Origin of the sequence: Streptomyces cylindrosporus (genome assembly GCF_022698165.1) — a bacterium.
Lineage (GTDB): Bacteria > Actinomycetota > Actinomycetes > Streptomycetales > Streptomycetaceae > Streptomyces > Streptomyces cylindrosporus.
Map to the genome: position 1 here is coordinate 182147 of NZ_JALDAY010000002.1, position 19731 is coordinate 201877.

Annotated in this window: 18 protein-coding genes; 8 read left to right on the forward strand and 10 right to left on the reverse strand. The window is 67.0% G+C overall.

Annotated elements, in window-relative coordinates; genetic code table 11:
* Window position 1 precedes the first annotated feature (1 nt).
* The 3 genes from MQP27_RS05910 to MQP27_RS05920 are packed head-to-tail and all read right to left on the reverse strand — an operon-like array spanning window position 2 to window position 2657.
* Window positions 2–1471: a UbiD family decarboxylase gene (locus MQP27_RS05910; protein WP_242761925.1), complete on the reverse strand. Its 1470-nt coding sequence runs from the start codon at window positions 1469–1471 to the stop codon at window positions 2–4.
* 2 nt (window positions 1472–1473) lie between these two features.
* Window positions 1474–2070, reverse strand: coding sequence for a non-oxidative hydroxyarylic acid decarboxylases subunit B (locus MQP27_RS05915; protein WP_242761926.1), 597 nt, complete (start codon window positions 2068–2070; stop codon window positions 1474–1476).
* Window positions 2067–2657, reverse strand: coding sequence for a UbiX family flavin prenyltransferase (locus tag MQP27_RS05920; RefSeq protein WP_242761927.1), 591 nt, complete (start codon window positions 2655–2657; stop codon window positions 2067–2069). Before MQP27_RS05920 ends, MQP27_RS05915 begins: the two co-directional genes overlap by 4 nt.
* A gap of 208 nt (window positions 2658–2865) precedes the next feature.
* On the opposite strand from MQP27_RS05920, the gene MQP27_RS05925 reads away from it, so the two are divergent.
* From MQP27_RS05925 to MQP27_RS05935, 3 genes are read left to right on the forward strand one after another with little or no spacing between them, the layout of a single operon-like run.
* Window positions 2866–4053, forward strand: coding sequence for a CE1758 family FMN-dependent luciferase-like monooxygenase (locus MQP27_RS05925; protein ID WP_242761929.1), 1188 nt, complete (start codon window positions 2866–2868; stop codon window positions 4051–4053).
* Window positions 4050–4586 (forward strand): MarR family winged helix-turn-helix transcriptional regulator, encoded by a 537-nt coding sequence (locus MQP27_RS05930; RefSeq protein WP_242761931.1) that lies wholly within the window; start codon window positions 4050–4052, stop codon window positions 4584–4586. The genes MQP27_RS05925 and MQP27_RS05930 overlap by 4 nt, the downstream gene beginning before the upstream one ends.
* On the forward strand, window positions 4583–5305 hold the full coding sequence (locus MQP27_RS05935; protein WP_242761933.1) for a CE1759 family FMN reductase: 723 nt from the start codon (window positions 4583–4585) through the stop codon (window positions 5303–5305). The genes MQP27_RS05930 and MQP27_RS05935 overlap by 4 nt, the downstream gene beginning before the upstream one ends.
* Before the next feature lie 122 nt (window positions 5306–5427).
* On the opposite strand, the gene MQP27_RS05940 is transcribed toward MQP27_RS05935, so the two are convergent.
* From MQP27_RS05940 to MQP27_RS05950, 3 genes are all read right to left on the reverse strand, one after another.
* The gene (locus MQP27_RS05940; protein WP_372511135.1) at window positions 5428–7209 is read right to left on the reverse strand and encodes a tannase/feruloyl esterase family alpha/beta hydrolase; all 1782 of its coding nucleotides are present in this window, start codon (window positions 7207–7209) and stop codon (window positions 5428–5430) included.
* Between the two features lie 179 nt (window positions 7210–7388).
* Entirely contained in the window at window positions 7389–8129 is a 741-nt protein-coding gene (locus tag MQP27_RS05945) for a response regulator transcription factor (protein WP_242761937.1), read from the reverse strand.
* 195 nt (window positions 8130–8324) lie between these two features.
* Window positions 8325–9980, reverse strand: coding sequence for a subtype B tannase (locus MQP27_RS05950; protein WP_242761939.1), 1656 nt, complete (start codon window positions 9978–9980; stop codon window positions 8325–8327).
* Between the two features lie 335 nt (window positions 9981–10315).
* On the opposite strand from MQP27_RS05950, the gene MQP27_RS05955 reads away from it, so the two are divergent.
* Window positions 10316–10492 (forward strand): hypothetical protein, encoded by a 177-nt coding sequence (locus MQP27_RS05955; protein WP_242761941.1) that lies wholly within the window; start codon window positions 10316–10318, stop codon window positions 10490–10492.
* Entirely contained in the window at window positions 10446–11063 is a 618-nt protein-coding gene (locus tag MQP27_RS51595) for a SpoIIE family protein phosphatase (protein ID WP_372511136.1), read from the forward strand. The genes MQP27_RS05955 and MQP27_RS51595 overlap by 47 nt, the downstream gene beginning before the upstream one ends.
* On the opposite strand, the gene MQP27_RS05960 is transcribed toward MQP27_RS51595, so the two are convergent.
* Together MQP27_RS05960 and shiA are read right to left on the reverse strand one after the other, a co-directional pair.
* Complete coding sequence (locus MQP27_RS05960) at window positions 11041–11934, reverse strand: zinc-dependent alcohol dehydrogenase (protein ID WP_242761943.1); 894 nt, start codon at window positions 11932–11934, stop codon at window positions 11041–11043. The genes MQP27_RS51595 and MQP27_RS05960 overlap by 23 nt on opposite strands.
* 216 nt (window positions 11935–12150) lie before the next feature.
* Complete coding sequence (shiA, locus tag MQP27_RS05965; RefSeq protein ID WP_242761945.1) at window positions 12151–13524, reverse strand: shikimate transporter; 1374 nt, start codon at window positions 13522–13524, stop codon at window positions 12151–12153.
* 382 nt (window positions 13525–13906) lie between these two features.
* Here shiA and MQP27_RS05970 point away from each other — a divergent pair, with 382 nt between their 5' ends.
* The gene (locus tag MQP27_RS05970) at window positions 13907–14701 is read left to right on the forward strand and encodes an IclR family transcriptional regulator (RefSeq protein WP_242761947.1); all 795 of its coding nucleotides are present in this window, start codon (window positions 13907–13909) and stop codon (window positions 14699–14701) included.
* Window positions 14702–14859: 158 nt separating this feature from the next.
* Here MQP27_RS05970 and MQP27_RS05975 read toward each other — a convergent pair whose 3' ends face one another.
* The gene (locus MQP27_RS05975) at window positions 14860–16644 is read right to left on the reverse strand and encodes a multicopper oxidase family protein (protein WP_242761949.1); all 1785 of its coding nucleotides are present in this window, start codon (window positions 16642–16644) and stop codon (window positions 14860–14862) included.
* A 202-nt stretch (window positions 16645–16846) separates the two neighbouring features.
* Here MQP27_RS05975 and MQP27_RS05980 point away from each other — a divergent pair, with 202 nt between their 5' ends.
* The gene (locus MQP27_RS05980) at window positions 16847–17470 is read left to right on the forward strand and encodes a TetR/AcrR family transcriptional regulator (protein WP_242761951.1); all 624 of its coding nucleotides are present in this window, start codon (window positions 16847–16849) and stop codon (window positions 17468–17470) included.
* A 57-nt stretch (window positions 17471–17527) separates the two neighbouring features.
* Here the strand turns inward: MQP27_RS05980 and MQP27_RS05985 are convergent, their stop codons facing one another.
* Entirely contained in the window at window positions 17528–17998 is a 471-nt protein-coding gene (locus MQP27_RS05985; protein WP_242761953.1) for a MarR family winged helix-turn-helix transcriptional regulator, read from the reverse strand.
* Window positions 17999–18230: 232 nt separating this feature from the next.
* On the opposite strand from MQP27_RS05985, the gene MQP27_RS05990 reads away from it, so the two are divergent.
* A complete protein-coding gene (locus MQP27_RS05990) occupies window positions 18231–19661 on the forward strand; it encodes an MFS transporter (protein WP_242761955.1) in 1431 nt (476 codons plus the stop codon).
* Window positions 19662–19731: the final 70 nt, after the last annotated feature.

Consider the following 19731-nt stretch of genomic DNA (forward strand, 5'->3'; position numbering starts at 1 on the left):
ATCACTCCTGGTAGCCGGGGTACCAAGGGGTGGGGTCGACGTCCCGGAACTGGGCACGGGTGAACATGTCCTTAAGGTGGTACGGACGGGTCGCGTCGTAGACCATCTTGGCGGTGACGCCCTTGTCCGGCAGGGCGGGGTTGTACTGCGGGGTCTGCGAGGGGTCCAGGACGTGCCCGGCGATGCCGGGCAGGATCACCAGGTCCCTGTCGGCCTGGAAGCGGGTGGTCATCGCCCACAGCACGTCCTCGCTGTCGAACGGGTCCACGTCCTCGTCGACCAGGACCACATGCTTGAGTTCGGAGTACACGCCGAGTGCGAGCACACCCGCCTGCCGGGCCCGCCCGTCGTCGAACTCGCTGGTCTTCTCGACCTGGATGATCTGCAGGAACTTGCCGCCGCCGGAGGAATGCGCATAGGTCTGCCGTACGAAGCCGGGGAACTCGTCTTCACAGATCTTGAACACCGCGGCCTCGGTCGGAATGCCGGCCAGCGAAACGTGCTCCTCGCCCGGCCCGACGAGAGTCTGCACGATCGGGTTGGTGCGCGTCGTGACCGCCTTGACCTTGATCACCGGCAGCGAGGGGTTCGCGGGGCCGTCGTATCCGGGAAACTCGGGCATGGCGTGCCCGGTGTTGGTGTTCTGGTCCTCGGCGACGCGTACGTTCGGAAGGATCTCCCCCTCGATGACGATCTCCGCGCGGGCCAGGGCCTTCTGATTGATCGTCAGGCATTCGACGAGGTGGACGCCCTCGCCGCGCAGGGCGCCGCCGATGGTCAGTTCATCGAAACCCAGAGGAGTGGTGGGCGCCTCGAACGACGTACCCATGTAGGCGGCCGGGTCGACGCCGATGTTGATGGACACGGGGAGGGCCTCGCCCTTGGCCTCGGCCTTCTTACGGAAGGCGTCGATGTGGCGGCCGGGCGCGAAGAAGATGGAGATCTCGTCCTCGCTCTGCACGCAGAGCCGGTGAATCGTCACGTCCGTGTGACCGTTGTCGGGGTCGGAACCGAGGACCATCGCCTCGCAGAAGTACGGCCCCGCATCCATGTCGGTGTTCGTCGGCGCGGGCAGGAGGGTGCGGATGTCGAAGCCGGCGTCGTCGGCCTTGTGCACCACCTCCTGACAAGGTGCCTGAGAGGCGTCGACGAACACGGGCTCCAGCGGATTGCGGACGGCCTGGGCGAACTTCTGGGTCAGCTCCCGCGGGGGACAGTCCAGGAGCATCCCGACGCGTTGGCGGCTGGCCAACAGACCGACCAGGATGCGGGCGCCCGGGTATCCCTTGACGTTCTCGAACATCATCGCGGGGCCCAGCTTGGTGGGCCGCTGGACAGTGGCGCCGGCGCCGACCCGTTTGTAGACACCGGCCAGTTCGCCCATGGGATCGATCGGATGGTTGGTGGTGTGCAGTTGCCCGGGGTGCTTGGCCAGCACCTCCAGGGCCGAGCGCAGATCGTGGACGGCCATGGCTACTCGGCTCCTTCACTGTCGGAGGTGCGGGACAGGCCCGTCCAGCGCCGGGCATGGGGGGATTCGAGCCCGAACTGGTCCAGCACACGGGCCACGGTGTGATCGACGACTTCCTCCAGGGAGGTGGGCCTGTGGTAGAAGGCGGGCACCGGCGGCACCACCTGGGCTCCCATACGGGACAGAGCGAGCAGGTTCTCCAGATGGATCTCGCTCAGCGGAGTCTCCCGCGGCACCAGGACCAGGCGGCGCCGTTCCTTGAGGGTGACGTCCGCGGCCCGCGCGATCAGTCCGTCCGCGTACCCGGTACGGATACCTGCGATCGTCTTCATGCTGCACGGCACGACCACCATGCCGTCCGTGGGATACGAGCCGGAGGAGATCGCAGCCGCCTGATCACCGGCTCCGTACACCACATCCGCCAGCTTGGACACCTCACGGGCGCTGTATGGAGTCTCCAGCTCGATCGTGGTCCGTGCCCACCGGGACAGCACCAAGTGGGTCTCCACCCCGCCGATCTCGCGCAGCACCTCCAGCAGCCGTACCCCCAGCGGGGCGCCACTGGCTCCCGTCATCCCGACGATCAGGCGCGTCGTCATACGCCCGCCCCCGCCTGCTGACCAAGCCCGACGAAGTCCATCAGCCGTGCCGTGAACTGCTCGTACATCTGCTCCACCGTCTCGGGCAGCGTGTAGAAGCTCGGGATCATCGGGTACACGACCGCACCCGCCTCCGTCACCTGGGTCATGTTCCGCAGATGGATCAGGTTGAACGGGGTGTCCCGTACGCACAGCACCAGCGGGCGGCGCTGCTTGAGACACACGTCCGCGGCCCGCTCGATCAGCGAGTCCGAGTGTCCCTGGGCGACGCGGGACATGGTGCCCAGCGAGCACGGCACGACGAGCATGCCCCAGACGGCGTGGCTCCCGGAGGTGTGGGGCGCGGCCCAGTCGTCCGCGTCCCAAGCCGTCACCTTCCCGGACTCCCTGCCGAGAACGGCCTGGACCATGTCGCGGTCCTCGGCACCGCCGAACTCGTGGGCGACCAGTTTGCGTCCGCACGACGACACCAGAAGGTCGACATGGCCGACACCCTCGTCGGCCTCCAGCGCGGCCAGGACGTGGTGAGCCATACGGGTGCCACCGGCACCCGTGACGGCCAGGATCATGTTGCGCTGCTCCGCCATGCGGGAGGACTCCTCATCGACACAAAGTGACAAAACACCCCCACACGGTCACCGCGCTCCCACCTTGCCATGAGTCTGCTCGCCTCGCACGGGGAGCCGCCGCGGGCCCGTCGGGCATCGCGCGACCACCGGGAATACATGAATAGTCATGCATGTTGGAACGGTCGAACCGCCCTCGTAGGTGAGAAAGACAGATAAGGCAGCAAGCATGCAGTTCGGGATCTTCTCCGTCAGTGATGTGACCCGCGATCCGGTCACCGGATACACGCCGAGCGAGGCCGAGCGGATCGACGATGTCGTCGAGATGGCTCGCCACGCCGACGAGGCGGGATTGGACGTGTTCGCGATCGGCGAGCATCACAACCCACCGTTCTTCGACTCCTCGCCCACGACTCTGCTGGCCGCGATCGCCGCGACGACCAGAGGCATCACGTTGTCGACGTCGACGACGCTGATCACCACCAACGACCCGGTGAAGATCGCCGAGGATTACGCGATGCTGCAGCACCTGGCCAAGGGGCGGCTCGACCTGATGCTCGGGCGTGGCAACACCGGCCCGGTCTACCCGTGGTTCGGCAAGGACATCCGCAAGGGAGTCCACCTGGCCTTGGAGAACTACAACCTGCTGCACCGGCTGTGGCGGGAGGACGTGGTGGACTGGGACGGCGAGTTCCGCACCCCGCTGCAGGGCTTCACCTCCACCCCGCGCCCACTGGACGACGTCCCGCCGTTCGTGTGGCACGGCTCCATCCGCACCCCCGAGATAGCCGAGCAGGCTGCCTACTACGGCAACGGCTTCTTCGCCAACAACATCCTGGCGCCCAACGGCCACTTCAAGCCGCTGGTCGACCTCTACCGAAAGCGCTACGAGCACTACGGCCACGGGCGGGCCCAGGACGCCATCGTCGGTCTGGGCGGGCAAGCGTACATCGCCAAGCGCTCACAGGACGCCTACGCCGAGTACCGCCCGTACTTCGACAACAACGCGCACGGCATCCGGATCCCGCTGGAGGACTGGGTGAACGCGACGCCGTCGAGCGTGGGAAGCCCGCAGGAGATCATCGACAAGACCCTCGGCTTCCACGAGATCTTCGGCGACTACCAGCGGCAGCTGTGGGTGGTCGACAACGGCGGGCTGCCGCAGTCCGCAGTGCTCAAGCAGATCGACCTGCTGGCCGAGGAGGTCGTCCCGGTGCTGCGCAAGGAATTGGCCGCACGCCGCGCACCCGGTGTGCCCGAGGCGGCGCCGACCCATGCCGACCTGGTGCGTGCCAAGTACGGTGACCGACCTGCCCGTCAGCCGCGCCCCAACGCCAACCGCGGCGACAACACCGCCGGCACCTCGCCCTACCAGGACAGCGACCCGGACAAGGTCGCCGTCCACCCCTCCCTGTGACCACCACCGGCGCGGGGCCAGGCACCGGCGCGGGACACGGAGCCAGCGCCCCGGGGCAGGCCATCGGGGCATGGGAGAGCCTCTTCCGCGCGCAGGTGGCGCTGGCACGGGAGTTCGCCGCCGGGAACATCTGGGACGAACTCTCACCGTACGAGTACGACGTCCTGTACACCCTGTCCACCGCCCCCGAAGGACTCCGTTCGACGGAGCTCAACCGCCTGGTCCTGCTCACCCAGTCGGGCGTCTCCCGGATGATCGCCCGTCTCAACGATCGCGGGCTGATAGAGCGCCGCACCGATCCCGACGACGCTCGTGCCCACCGGATCGCCCTCACCGAGGCAGGCCACGAACTGCAGCGCGCCGTCGGCCGGCGACACGCCAGGCAGATCGTCCAGGCCATGACCCGCGCACTCGACGCCGACAGCCTGCGGCAGCTCGACGAACTGTGCACCAAGCTGCGCACCGCCGCCGATGCCGCGTCCGAGGCCAGAAACTCGACAACAGATACTGAAAAGGATCACGAGACCCCATGACCACCGATATCGAAGAGCCCCGCACCATCGTCGTGGTAAGTGCGGGCGTGAGCGATCCGTCCTCGTCCAGGCTGCTGGCGGACCGGCTGGCACAGAAGACACACGACCTGCTCCACGCCCACGGAATCGAGTCCCGCATCACCACGATCGAACTGCGCACCCTGGTGGACGAGATCGGCCGGGCGACCGTGGCCGGCTTCGTGGGCGAGGGGCTGCGTCCCGCGATCGAGCACCTCGCCGCCGCCGACGCCGTGATCACCGCGACTCCCGTGTACAAGGCCGGTGTCAGCGGCCTGTTCAAGTCCTTCGTCGACCTCCTGGACAACGATCTGCTGATCGCCAAGCCCGTTGCCGTCACCGCGACCGCCGGCAGTGCTCGGCACGCCCTGGTGCCCGACGAGCAGATGCGCCCGCTCTTCGCCTACATGCGGGCGTTGGTGACGCCGACCGCGCTCTTCGCAGCCCCGGAGGACTGGGGCGACGGGGCGTTGGGGGATCGCATCGCCCGAGCCGCCACCGAACTGGCTGCACTGATCGAGAGCGGCGTCTCCCGGTCCGTCGTGGACGGAACCTGGTCTCGCTATCAACACCAGTTCGGCAGCTCTGCGCAGCGGAGCGGTCGAGCCGTCGAACCGGGCGAGATCGATTTCGACACGGACCTCATGCGTCTCGCGACCGGTGGCAGGGCCACGGCAGCCGCAGTTCCTCAACGCAGTTGATCCGCGGGGCCACCGCACCTGTGGCACCTGTCCCAGAATCGGACCCCCTCGACACGGTCCCCAAAAGTTGACCCTGCGACGGAGAAGGCCGGCACACCAGTAGGGTGCCGGCCTTCCAGCGCCTATGCGGTACCGTCGCGTTCGGTCAGCCAGGTACGCGTCGGCCGGCACACCAACTTGCCGTTCACGACCTTGCACCAGGTCTGGTAACCGTGGGAGTACAGCCGCTTGCCGAGCCAGTTGTAGGCATCGGCGCCAGGACGGGTCGACGGGGTGTAGGGCTCGAAGTTCGCGGCGTCGTCGACGCTGCCCGTGCCGTCGTAGCGGGCGACCTTCGGGTACGGGTACACCGGGCGGGTACGAGTCACCGTGCCGTTGGTGATGTTGGACGCGACGATCTTGCCGGGCTTGGTCGCTGTCTCCGCCCAGGCCATCACCGGGGTGAGGACGTCGAAAGCGTTCGGTCCGTTGCCGCCGCCGCAGTGCGCGACACCCGGGAACATGTAGAGCTTGGCGAAGCGGTCGGCCGTCTTCGTCCCCATCGTCTTGCGCAGGGCGTCGTAGTAGGCCAAGGTCCCCTGCGGCGAGATGTGTTGGTCGTTCCAGCCGTGCCAGAGGAGCAGCTTGCCGCCGCTCTTCGCGTACGCGCCGAGGTCGGGGTCCATGGCGGCGAGGTAGCTGGAGGACTGGACCGTCTTCCAGAACGACTCGACGGTGAAGTCGAGGTCGGAGAGCTGGAATCCGGGGTTCGCAGCGTTCGTGTACGCGAGGTAGCGGGTGAAGGACGTCACGAAGTTCTCGCTCGCCACCGTCTGGCCCTGCGCCGTCGGTACGAACAGCGTCCACTCCAGCTCGGAGCCCCATTCATGGGAGATCGCGAGTTCCAGCTTGCGCCCCTTGGCGTCAGTGGCGCCGTCGTGCAGTCGCTGGACCACTGCGGCCTGAGCGGTCGTCAGGCAAGTCGACGCATCCTGACCAGTCGTACACACGAGCGTCTTCGGGTCGAAGTCGCAGTTGCGCGGGTCGTCGAGGATGCCGTCCGTGACCCCGTCGAGCGCGTCGCACTTGTCCAGCACGGCCTGGTGGATCAGGGGCAGTTTGTCGGCGAGGAGGATGTAGCTGCTGTCCTTGTCCTTGTTCGTCAGAACGTTCCAGGCGTGGTGGACGGTGTTCTGGACGACCATGTTGTTCGCGGGCGCGCCGGCGGCGATGCCGTCGAAGTCGTCCGGGTAGCGCTGCGCCTCCATGAGGGCTTCGCGGCCGCCGTCGGAGCAGCCGGTGAAGTACGAGTAGGCAGGGCGCCGGCCGTAGAACTTCGTGATGACCGCCTTGGCAACCTGAGAGGTGACGTGCACGCCTCGGTAGGCGAAGTCGATCTGTGCCTGCGGGTTGTTCAGCGCCCAGGAGCCGTCGTTCTGTCCCTGGTGCCCCATGTCGGTGGTGGCGCTGGCGACGGTGCCGTCCTGGACGACCGGACAGGTCGATGCCTGGCCGTAGTTGATGTTGGCGCTGCCGCACAGACCGCCACAGCCGGTCTGCACGTAGCGCTGGGTCCAGCCATTGATCGGCAGGCGCATCACAATGGTGTTCGCCGGGGCGATGGTTCCCCGCACCTCGCAGTAAGGTGCTGCGCCTGTTGTCACTACCTTCGCCGAGGAGATCGTGACCGGTGCGTCGGTGACTCCGCTCAGTTCGAGGTTCGGCACATCGGTGCAGTCCCGCACGGGCTTCACGGCAGGCAGATCCGCCAGGCCTTCCGCCGTGACGCCGCGACGCGACGACTCGACATCACCAGCGGAACTCGCGCTCGCGGTGGGCACCACAAGAACCGCGAGCATCGCCGCCACCGCCGCGCACACGCCGGCAACGGATCTCGGGCGGCCGCGAACGAAGGACCAACGCATGGGTTACCCCTCTCGATATCGGCGCGCGGCTCCCGCAGCAGCGCCACCGAGCGGTGAGCGTGCCCGAAGCCCGAACTATCGTCAACAATTTCGACAACAATTTCTCGCCGTATCGCGCCCCTCGCGGCATACGCAGGTGCCGCGGCAGTGAGGCATGTGGCAACCGGTCGTCGTGAGCTCTACGCGGTGGCCGGCTTGAGCAGGTAGCCGACGCCGCGCTTGGTGTGGATCATCGGTTCTCGGCCCGCGTCGATCTTGCGGCGCAGGTAGGAGATGTAGAGCTCGACGACGTTGGAGCTCCCGCCGAAGTCGTAGGACCAGACCCGGTCCAGGATCAGTTCCTTGCTGACCACGCGGCGCGCGTTGCGCATGAGGAAGCGCAGTACCTCGTACTCGGTGGGCGACAGGCGAATGCTCTCGCCGCCCCGCCACACCTCTTGGCTGTGTTCGTCGAGCGTGAGATCGCCGACGACGAGGAGGGGGTCGTCACGTCGGTCGGCGGCGCCGGCACGCCGTATCAGACCGCGCAGCCGTATGACGATCTCCGCCAGGCTGAACGGCTTGGTGACGTAGTCGTCGCCGCCCGCGGTGAGGCCGGCGATCCGGTCCTCCACCGCGTCCCTCGCGGTGAGGAACACGACGGGGACGTCCGGCTGCTGCTCGCGCAAGCGCCGAAGGACACTGAGGCCGTCGGTGTCAGGGAGCATCATGTCCATGATGACGGCGTCGGGTTGGAAGGCGCGCGCCGTACGTACCGCCGACGCTCCGTCCCCGACGGTCTCGATCAGCCAGCCCTCGTACTGCAGGGCCATGGTGAGGAGTTCGGTGATGTACTGCTCGTCGTCCACGACGAGCACCCGGACAGGGCTCCCGTCCGGCTTCAACGGTTCGGTACGTGTCGGGGGCAAGGTCGTCGTCATGTCAGATCCTGGAGCAACTTCGGCGGGGGGGGTGTGGCCCCGCCCTCCGGCTCCCCAAAGGCGAAGGACGGGGCAGTGGGCGGTGTCCGGTACGCGGAAGACGTCAGGCCGGACACGCGCCTCGCAGGTGTCCGCCAGGCAGGAGGCAGCAGGACGGACGCCGCGTTCGTGGGGGTGAGCGTTGTTCGGTGAGGGCTACTTCTTGTAGCCGGTCACCTTGGCAACCCAGGTGAGGAAGTCGCCGGGGTCTTCGTTGGTGGCGTGACCCTTGTCCCAGTAGAAGGAGTAGTTGACGTCGTCTCCCAGGTTGTCCGCCGTGGCAGCCAGGTTGGAGGAGATGACGTGCGAGGTGTCGGTGTCGCTGGTGCCCAGGCGGATCCACCAGTACTTCGACCGGTCCGGATTGCGCTCTTCGAGCAGGTGGTACATCGGGTTCATCAGCTTGAGCTTCTCGGGGATGTCGCTCGCGACCCGCTTTGAACTCAGCCCGGTGCTGTCGTTCTTGGCGCTGTACGCGGTGAAGTGACGCGACTCGGTCGTCCCCTCGCCGAACTCGTTGTTCTCACCAGCGGACAGGTCGAAGGCGTCGAAGGCCGGGGAGGTCTTCTTCCGCGCACCCACGTGCGTGAGGTAGTCCTCCCACGTGAAGGTGGCCTTGCCGCCGGACCAGGTGATGAAGGTGTTCTTCGCCAGGTAGGTCTCACGCTCCGAGTCAGACAGAGCCGCGAGGTACTTGGTCGCGGACGGCTCCAGGAAGTTCTGCAGGAGGTAGTCGTCGTAGTTGCGGGCGGTCAGCTTGCCGAAACCGTCAAGGCCCTTCAGCTTCAGACCCGCCTGGTACTCGGCGAACTGGGACTGCAGTTCCTTCGACGCGGTCTGGTCGACGACCTTGCCGGTGGACTGGGTGACGTTGGAGCCCCAGTTCCACTCGTAGGCGCCGTCGGCGTGCTCCAGGTCGGTGATCGGGCACCAGGCGCCGGTCGCGAAGATCGCGTCCGGGGCGTCGGCGGCGCCGGCCTCCTTCAGGTACGAGTCGTAGAGCTTGCTGTTGCCGGACGCGCCGAGCAGGGCTGAGGAGGCACCGCCGGCGCTGGTGCCGGTGGAGACGATCCGGTCGGCATTACCGGGCAGCCGGCCCTTGTTGAAGCGGATGTAGCGCACCGCGGCCTTCAGGTCCACGATCACCGCGGGGGCCGTGCCGTAGTAGACGCCGGAGGAGTCGGTCAGGCTGCGGCCTCGCGTGCCGGGCTCCACGACGACGTAACCCGCAACCAGCGCGAGCTTCGCGAGGTTGACCATCCCGTTGATGGCGCCCGTGCCGCCCGTGCCCGTACCGCCCGACGGCATTCCGCTGGGCAGCGCCCCGTCGGTGGGCATCCCGGACGACGTCCCACCGGTGCCGGTTCCGGTGCCGCCAGTCATTGAGCCCATCTCCAGCGCGGCCTGGCCGACACCCGTGGCGGTCGCGACGGTCGACGGCATGTAGGCGCCCACCGCGTTGGCCAAAACGATCGGTGCCCTGGATGCGTCGACGGTCTTGCCGTCGATCTTGACGGGCACGCTGACGACGAGACTCTGGTGGGTGTCGTCGCTCGGGTTGGTGACGTAGTCGCGGGCCTTGTAGAAGTGGTAGGTCACCGAGTAGTCGGTGCCGGCCGCGTCCGCGAGCGTCTCCGTCAGTTCCGTGTAGTCGTCCTTGTCGAAGACCAAGGCGTCGGAAGACGACGCCGCGGAGTCCTTCTTCTCCCCCGACGCCTGCGCCGTCAGCGCGACGCCGCCGATCGCCGCGACACCCGCGGTCGCGCCGATCCCGATGACGACGTTCCTTCGCTTGATTGCCCGGTGCTTCACGGTCTCTCTCCTCATGAGGCGGTTGACGGTCGCCGGTTTGTTGGCATTTGTGAACCTAATGACGCTTCACGCAGATCGTCAACATTTCCGTTGACTTCTCAGCAAACCCTCAGATAATTTTTCAACCATTGAAAAATATGGTCTCACCGTAGCAGGTCAGCCGGTGGGGGCCAGTACGCGAACAGTCCAGCCACCTCCGAAGGCGAACGCCGCTAGCGAGGCCGGGGCATCGACCGGGACTGCCAGGACCGGGTTCGACGTGCAGATTGATGAGGAGCTCCGATCATGGAACGGCCGGTCACGGTCGGTAAGAGGGGTGACGACAAGGAGGTGCCGTGGGATCACAAGCACAGGGTCCCGAACTGCTGCTGTCCACGGATGTCGACGCCCTGCTCGCAGCGGCGGGTGCGGTGGCCTCGTCACGGCTGGACCGCGAGTACCGGATCCTGCGGGGCATCGTCGGCGGTGCCGCCGCGATCGCCGCGCTCGACTCCGAGCTGCTCTACCTCTGAGGGCAGGAGCGAGTTCATCCACATCCCGGCCGGCCCACCGCTTGGCACCAAGCTCGGCGAGTACACCACCGTGACACACCCCGATGTAGCCGGGGGCACGCTGATCTTCTACACCGACGGCCTCGTCGAGCGCGCTGCGAGGACATCGACACCTCGCTCCACCGTCCGACCCGGCTCCACCTCAGCCCACAGGACGACCTGGACACGATCCTCGACTCGGTCCTCGCCCAACTCACCGAGGACCCGCCGAGGACGACATCGCGCTTCTGGCCGCCCGCGTCCGCAGGGAGTGAGCCCTCGAGACCGGGTCTCTCGACCCTTGGCAGGAACCCGTCCTCAGACAGCCCCCGACATCTCTCCACATCGGCTGGTTCAGGTCGACGGTCCGTGCAAGGTCAGCGGTGTCGCAGCGGTTCTCCTCCGGCGGGAGCGGGCTTGCGGCGAGGACATGCTCCAAGATCTCGGCACCATCGAGGTCTGCGTGCGCAGCAACTGCCCGCTTCCAAGTGAGAGAGCCGATGGGGCCTACCCTCGCCGTGGACCGACGCCTACTCGTGGCTTCCGATACTGATCCAGGTCTTCCCTGCACGTTCGGCCGCGCCGGCGAAGGCCTGTTGGGCCTGCTCCAGCGGGAAGCGGGCCTCGATGATCGCGCCGGGCCGAGCCTCGGACAGCTCGTGGATCGCGCTGGTGAAGTCGCCGGGATGGTCGTAGATCATCGACCCGCGAATCACCAGTTGACGGCGAACCACGTCGTCCGTGGTGAGCGGCAGTGTGTGGGAATTGAGACCGATCAGGACAACGGTGGCGCCCGGCGCGGCTCGCTCCGCGGCAAGGTGGAGAGCGGGTGCATGGCCGGAGGTTTCGAAGACGTACGTGAACCCGGTGCGACCATCGTCAGGGACCGCCCCCACCTGTTGGGCGCGAGCGAGCCTTTGCGCGTGAGGCTCGGTGACGACCGGTTCGATGCCGAGGCGGGACAGGATCGAACACACCAACAGCCCCTGGGCCCCGGCACCGACGACCAGGCAGTGATCCGCGGTGGTGACGCCGCTGCGCCGCACGGCGGCACGGGCCACCGTGTAGGGCTCCGTGCTCGCCAGGTCCTCGACGGTCGGACCGTCGGGGACCTCGTGGGCGAAGTGCGCGGGGAGGGCTACCTGTTCGGCCAGGACGCCCGGGACGTTCAGACCGACGATGGCACGGTGCGGACAGGCCGACGTCAGCCCGCTGAGGCAGTCGGCGCACTTCAGGCAGACGTAATTGGGTTCAACGACCACACGTCGGCCCACCTGACGGTCCCGCACATCGCTGCCGACCGCGGCAATCCGCCCGAAACCCTCGTGGCCGACGATCCATGGAACGGTGGGTGTGAGCCGCTCGCCGTGAAAGACATCGAGGTCCGAGCCGCACAGCCCGACGCCTTCCATCTGCACGATCACATCGCGCGGACCGCAGACGGGCTCCGCGCAGTCGTCGACGGTTTCGATGCGGCCAGGTGCCGTGAGGACAGCAGCTTTCACCGGAACTCCAAGTGGTCCACTAGATGGAACAATTGATCCACTATATGGTGAGCAAAGAGCGCGGGGCTCACCCCCAACAAGCCGAGGTGCCACCGACGAGCAGATGTCGGCGGCACCTGGACCGGAGCGCAGAGCTCAGGCGGTCGCACCTTCCCTTGCGGTGGCACGCGCCTGCGTGGACTCCAGGGAGCCTGCCACGGCGTCGTCGCCGCGCATCCGCAGCGCGACGAGGAAGGAGACGGCGCAGCCAAGAGCGATGTAGGCGGCGACCAGGCTCCAACTGCCGTCGGCCCAGATCACCAACGAGCTGGCGATGAACGGTGTGAATCCACCGCCGACCGCGCTCGCCAACTGGTAGCCGACGCCGGCGCCGCTGTAGCGGTACTCGGGACCGAACATGTCGGTGAACAGGGACTGCTGAACGGAGACCGCCATGTCGTGGGCGACGTTCACCAGCAGCACGGCACAGGCGACGATCAGTACCAGCGAACCCGACTCCATGGCCCAGAAGTACGGCACCGCACTCACCACACCCGCCAGAGCACCCCAGCAGTACACCTTGCGACGGCCGAAACGGTCGGCGAGGTAGGCGAAAGCCGGGATGGTCAGGACGGCGAGGCCGCCCACAGCCAGGTTGACGTTGAGCAAGCTGTCGCGGTTCAGGCCCAGTTCGTCCGTGCCGTAGGCGAGGCCGAAGGTTGTCACCCCGTAGAAGGTGAACAGTTCCACGAAACGCAGCCCGATGATGGCGAAGAAGCCTTTGGGGTTCGACTTCACTGCGGCGATCAGGGGGACGCGGGGCTTGGTCTCCTCACTCATCGAGGCGACCTTCTTGGTGAAGACCTCGGACTCCTCGACCTTGGCCCGCACGACCAGGCCGACGATCACCAGGACCGCGCTGACCAGGAAGGGAACGCGCCAGCCCCAGGAGCGGAAGGCCGCGTCGGTGGTGGCACCCGACATGATCTTGGTAACGAGTGTGGCGAGGAGCAGACCGACCGAGGCACCCACCTGGACGCCGCTGCTGAAGAGGGAGCGCCACTTGGCGGGTGCGTTTTCCACCGCCATCAGCGCGGCACCGCCCCACTCTCCGCCGACCGCGAAGCCCTGAGCGGCCCGCAGCACGACCAGCAGCACGGGGGCCCAGACCCCGGCCTGCGCATAGGTCGGCAGTACGCCTATCAACGTGCTGGCCACACCCATGATCAACATGGTGAGGACCAGCATCCGTTTGCGGCCCAGCCGGTCTCCGAAGTGACCGAAGACGATCCCGCCCAGCGGCCGGAAGAGAAATCCAACCCCGAACGTGGCCCACGCGGCCAGCGTCCCGACGGCCGGCGAGGCGTCGGGGAAAAAGAGATCGCCGAACAGAAGGCCGGCGACGATGCCGTAGAGGAAGAAGTCGTACCAGTCGACAACCGCTCCCATGAAGCTCGCGATCGCCGCCCTTCTCGCCACACCGGGGTTCGTGGACCCGGCGGCCGCGACCTGCTGTCGCTCCTTGCTCATCAGATACTCCCTTGGAGGCTGCGCCTCTCGCGCCCGACCGAGCCGCACGAGCGGGGCGCGGCAAATGAGGTTCGGGACACGAATGGCTACGGTGGGGACGGATACCGGCAAAGGCGGGCGCTCGGCGGGTGTGGAGCGGCCGTACCGGCAAACCGGGCCATCGCCGACGGTATGGGGCGGCGACCCAAAGGTGCGGTCCACTCAGCGGAACGATTGGACCAAGTAGCGGAAACATACGGTTCGCCGTTTCCGGCTTCAAGGGTTACGACAAGATTTCTCAGTCTTTACGGTTCCAGAGATCCGCCTGGTGGACTACCGTCATGGCTGAGCGCGCCCCGCACCAGGGGCCGTCCATCGATGACCAGTGCGGGGAGGGACCTACGTGGATGACAGGGACACAGCGGCCGAGGCGGTCAAGGAACCGAACGGCACGGGCGTGCGCAGCGTACGGCGCGCTGTGGACATTCTGGGTCTGCTGAGCGAGGACCGTCCTGTCATCACTCTGCGCCAGATCACCGACACCACCGGACTGGCCAAGACGACCGCACTACGCCTGGTCCAGACCCTTGAGGAGACCGGCCTGCTGTCATCCCACCCGCTGGGTTACACCGTCGGCCCCGGCCTGTGGCGCTGGGCCTACCTCGCCCGCAGCCAGTGGGAAGTGCCGCAAGAAACCCGCAAGGTCATGCGCGACCTCGCAGACAGGTCGGGGGAAACGGTCAACGTCTTCGTCGCCCGTGACGTGCGCCGCGTCTGTGTCGCACACGAGGAGAGCCCGCTCCCGCTGCGTCACGTCGTCGACGTCGGCGACGAACAGCCACTGTGGGCTGGCGCATCCTCCAAGATTCTTCTTCGCGACGCCTCCGAAACGCAGGCACGCCGCATTGCCGCCGCCTCCCCCCATGGCGAGACATACGCGCCACAGCTACTCAGCTGGGCGCAGGAGGCGGCGGACCGCGGCTATGCCGTCAGCAGCAGCGAGTTCGACGAGGGGCTGACTGCCGTCGCCGTCCCGGTGACCAACCGCTCAGGCAGGGTCATTGCTTCTCTCTCCGTGAGCGGGCCCAGCAATCGCTTCTCCTACGAGGCCGTCGAACGCTTCGCCACGGATCTCACGGAGGCTGCCGCGCTCATCTCCGCCCAGGGTTTCAGCCACCCCTTCAGCCAGGACCGCTGAACCTGGCAGCGGCCCTTACGCCGGCAAGACACAGGGCTCGGAGGCGCGCCAAAGAGGCCTCGTCGGCCCCTGCCGGAGTGTCCCGCACCCGGAAGGTGCCGCGAGTCGGCGACGGCGAAAGGCGTCGTGTGGCCGCTCTCGCGGTACGAAACCCAAGGTCAGGATTCAACCAGGCGATAACGCGCCATCATGCAGTCGTCCTCGTGATCGAGGATGTGGCAGTGCCACACATAGCCCTGCAACGTATGGCTCTGCTGGTCCGCCTCCATCCCCTCCATCGAGTGTCCGCCCCCTGCGGCCTCCCATGTTGCATCCGGGTCGAAGCCGAGCTCGTCCGCCGAGGGGAACCGGACCAGCACGCGCGTCACCATGCCCTCCGGGCAGGCAACGGTGTCCTTCGCCCCGGCCTCCCACGCCGCGGGCGGCTCCGGCTCACCCTTGAGGAACCGTGCGGGTGAGGGCGCCCACCGCGTGCCCTTCGGCGGTCGCGGATTGGCCAGCAGGTAAGCACCCAGCCTGAACTCCTGGCGGTTCAAAATCCGCATGTTCACCAAGTGCAGGTGCACCGGGTGTTCCTCCACCGTGGCGTTGACGATCTCCCACAGCTCCGTGGTGCCCTGCCGGGGCATCTCGATGTCCTCGTCGGTGAAGGACAGGTTGTTCAGCGACATGCCCACCGGCGGCCAGCGCTTCAGGTCACCGTCCTGGGTCAGTGCGACGACACGCGTCCGGACGGGAGTCTCCGGGCGCGGCAGCAGAGGCGGACGTCCGGCTCCGCCGCGCAAACGGGCCGGCGGGGTCGCCGTGTGCCCGGTGACGCCGGTACCGATGAACCGTACGAGATGCGGGAGGGGTTCGGCGCCGCTGACGAGCTTGATGATCGGCACTTCCTCCTGGTCGTTGGTGAGCTCGACCCGCTCCCCCTTGGACAGCCGGGAGAAGTCGACAACCAGGTCGATGCGTTCGCCAGGAGTGAGCCGCACGGACGTGGTGAGCACCGAGGTGTCGAGCACGCCGCCGTCGTTGCCGACCACCCAGAACGCCATGCGGTTGCTGAAGAACAAGTGGTAGCTGCGGTAGTTCGAACCGTTGACCACCCGGAACCGGTACAGGCCCTTGGCGACGCGGTAATACGGGGAGACGACCCCGTTCACCGTCATGAGGTCGCCGATCTGCCCCGGGTCCCACTTGCCCTCGGGGATGCTGGTCAGGGTGCGGAAGTTGAGCGACCCGTCCTCATGGAACCGACGGTCCTGAAGGACCAGCGGCATCTCGAACTCACCGCTCGGCAACCCCCAGGCGTTGTCCACCCCGCCGGTGTCGAAGCCGTCCCGCAGCAGGTACATCCCGGCGAGCCCGCCGAACACGTTGAGGCGGGTGAGTCCCTCCGCGTGATCGTGGTACCAAAGGTGGGCAGCCTCCTGGGGGTTGTCATAGCGATGGCGACGCGAGCCGCCGGGCACGAAGACGTCCTCGGGATGCCCGTCCATGTCCGGCGGCGCCACGGCCCCGTGCAGGTGCACCGATACCGGCGGCATGGTGCGGGCTGCCTCGGTGGCGCCGTGCAGTGAGGTGTCGATGTCCTTCGCGAACAGGTGCATGCCCAACTGGTTCTCGAACGTCAGCTCCAGGGATTCATGGGCATGTGCGTCGACGGTCGGGCCGAGATACGCCTGACCGCCATAACCCCACGTGGGTGCGGGGTTGAGGTCCCGGTGGAACCGGTGACGCGCGCCGGCGACCGCCAGGGTGCGGTCGCCGCGGACCACCGGCGGCACGGGCAGTTCGTCGACGTAGGGCTCCAGGTAAGGGGACGGGAAGGTGCGCGGATCCGCGCTGTCCGACGCCTGCGAGAAGTACGGGTACGCCAGCCCCAGGCTGCCGGCCAGACCGGCTCCGAGTCCGGTCTTCAGTAGCCGACGTCGTGACAGGCGGTGCGACATCTCATCAACCCCTTGGTGTTCGTGGAGAAGCAGCCGGGTGCGGGCCGAACGCGTGAGGCCGTGAAGGAGCAGAGCACGGTTGTGGACACGACCGCAGCGGAGCGATGACACGTCCCACCTGCACACAAGCCAATAACTGAGTGGATGCTATCAGTTAGATGAGGTCAAAATGATAGAGGCATATCGCTTGATAGAGTGAGGCGTGTCCACTCAGATCCGGCCCCTGCGAGCCGACGCGGCCAGAAACGTCCAACGCATCATCGACGCGGCGCACGCCGTGTTCGTCCGGGGCGGCTACGACGTACCCATGGACGAGATCGCCGCCGAGGCGGGCGTTGGGATCGCCACCGTCTACCGCCGCTTCCCGCGCCGCGAGGATCTGGTCAAGTCCGTTCTGGAGCAGCGCCTCAGCGCCCGGCTGAACCCTGTGCTGGAAGCGATACGGCACGAGCCGGACACGCGCAGGGCCATCCGGCTCGCTCTTGAGGCAGGGGTGTCCGCTGCCGCGGAGGAACGCGGCACGCTCGCCGCCGCCTCCAATATCGGCGCGATGACCCTGGACGTCGCGCAGCGATTCTTCGAACCGGCGAGTCAGATGATCGAGCGCGGTCAGCTCAGCGGAGTGGTTCGAGCGGACCTCGTCGCCGACGACGTACCTCGGATCGTGCTGATGCTGGTGGGGACCTTCCCGTCCTTCGAACCCGGGTCGGACGGCTGGCGCCGCTACCTGGACCTACTCATGGACGCCATCGCCCCACTGGATGGCCCCAGTCGACTGACTCCGCCACAGTCCCTGAAGAACCACACGCCGCCCATCGACCTCTAGGCCACGAGTCTCCGTGACCTGGACAGCCCTACTTACACACTCCTGGAATCGACCGGATCAACGCGGGTCCTCGTCCATCCTCTGGACGATTCTCTCCGACATCTCTGCCAGCAACCGCAGCTCGGCGGGCGTGACGTGGTCGAGGAACAGCTCGCGCACCGCCGTGACATGTCGCGGTGCCGCAGTCTCGATCGCGGCCTGCCCTGCAGCAGTGATCACCACGTAGGCCCCACGTCCATCGTCCGGGCAGTCCTCCCGCACCACCAGCCCCCGTCCGGCCATCCGGGCGATGTGGTGGGACATCCGGCTCTTCTCCCACTCCAATTCACGCGCCAGATCCTGATAGCGCTGCCGCCCATCCCCCACATCCGTGAGATTGACCAGCACGGCATAGTCCGCGGCCGACAGCTTCGACTCCGTCTGCAGCCGGCGCGCAAGCCGGCCCTCGAGCCTCTCGTTCAGCCGGACGAAGCTCCGCCACGCGTGCTGCTCATCCGGCGTCAACCATGGCACTGCCGCGTCGTTCATGAGGCCAAAGTGTAAAGCGGTTGACGAGTCATCCGCCTCGATCGGCGGCCGTAGGGCATTCAGCCTCGTGCCTCAAAGCCCTTGATCAACAGTCAGGCTGCGGCAGCGGTCATGTCCGTTTCGATTCGCCAGGCCAGTACCGGCAGCCCTCCTTACCTCCGAAGCGCATTCTGGCCGTCTCCGACCAAGCACGGCGGCATCACCCGTACGATGCCTGTCATGCATCACCTCTGTGACTGACCAGCGATCGGTCCGTCGTCGTCCGCAGGCCACGGACCTTCACGACGTCATTCCGTCGTTCGTCCCGGTCATCGTCCGGGACGTCACACTGCTGGAGTCACTGGTGCTCTTCACCCGACGGCGCCCTCACACAAGTCTCGTCGCGCTCCTGCGCGACAACGGCGACTTCCGACGCCTCTTCTGCGCTTCCGCCCTCAGTCTGATCGGTGACTGGTTCACTTTCGTCGCCCTCAGCACCTTCATCTATCGCCATACGGGCTCGGCAGGCTGGACAGCACTGTTGTTCGCCGTCAACTCGCTACCCGGGGTCGTACTGCTGCCGCTGATCGGCCCGCTCACCGACAGGTTCGACCGGCAAAGCCTGCGCATCGTGTGTGACCTGGGCGCGATCATTCCAGTCGCCGGCCTGCTGGTCGCCTTTCACACCCAGTCCGTTCCACTGGCCCTTGGCTGCCTTGCAGGGCTGTCCGTCGCCGCCGCCGCTGCGGGCCCCATCCCCGAGGCCGCACTGCCGAATCTCGCCACCTCCGGCGAACTGCCACTGGCACAAACGGCCCTCGGAAGCCTGTACTCGGCGGGCCTGTTGGTGGGAGCCGGCCTGGGCGGCGTGGTCTCAGCGGCATGGGGTGCCTCGGCAACTCTCGTCATCGACGGTGTGTCCTTCGCGGTCTCCGCGCTCCTCATAGCGAGGATCAGACAGCCGCTCTCCAAGGCGGTCACGACTCGTCGGATCCGGATGCGGGCGGATACGGCCGAACTCTGGACCTTTGTGCGGTCCACCCCCGTGGTATCCGCATTTCTGTGGCTGACTGTGGGGCTACGCCTCTGCTACAGCATGGTTGGTCTGTTACCTGTGTACGCGCTCGACCGCTTTCATGTCGGCGACGCCGGTGTTGGGGCCCTGTATCTGGCACAGGGGTTCGGCGCCGTACTCGGTCCCTTTCTCGGCCGGCGGCTCGCCGCCGGGTCGATGCGTCGGAGACTGCGCGCAGCCGGAGCCGGCCTCGCCCTCTTCGGGGTCGGCTATCTTGGCTTGGCCCAGGTCACCGCCCTTGGCCCCGGCACGGCCGCAGCACTGGTCGGCCACATCGGAGTGGGCGCGTGCGCGATCCTCGCTGTCAACGGCCTCCAGCTCGCGACACCCGACCACATACGCGGCCGTGTGATGGTCCTCGTCTTCGGCCTCTCGTCCGCTTTCCAAGGTGTGTCGTCTCTCGCGGTGGCGCCTTTGGCCACGACCATCGGCATGCCCGACACCACCCGGCTTCTCGCGGGGCTCGCTGTTGTCTACGCGTTCGTCTGGGCAGTCCGCGCAACACGCACAGGGAATGTGCGAAAGATCGTCGAACCGGACACGGCCCACAAGGACACTTCCGACCACGCACACTGCCCCCGTTGCACTTCCGACTGCCCATGTGCGTGACGCCACCAGCATGATCAGGGCGGGGCGAGCGCCCGTGTTCGCCCCGCTTCCATGTCGAAGACGTCTGGCC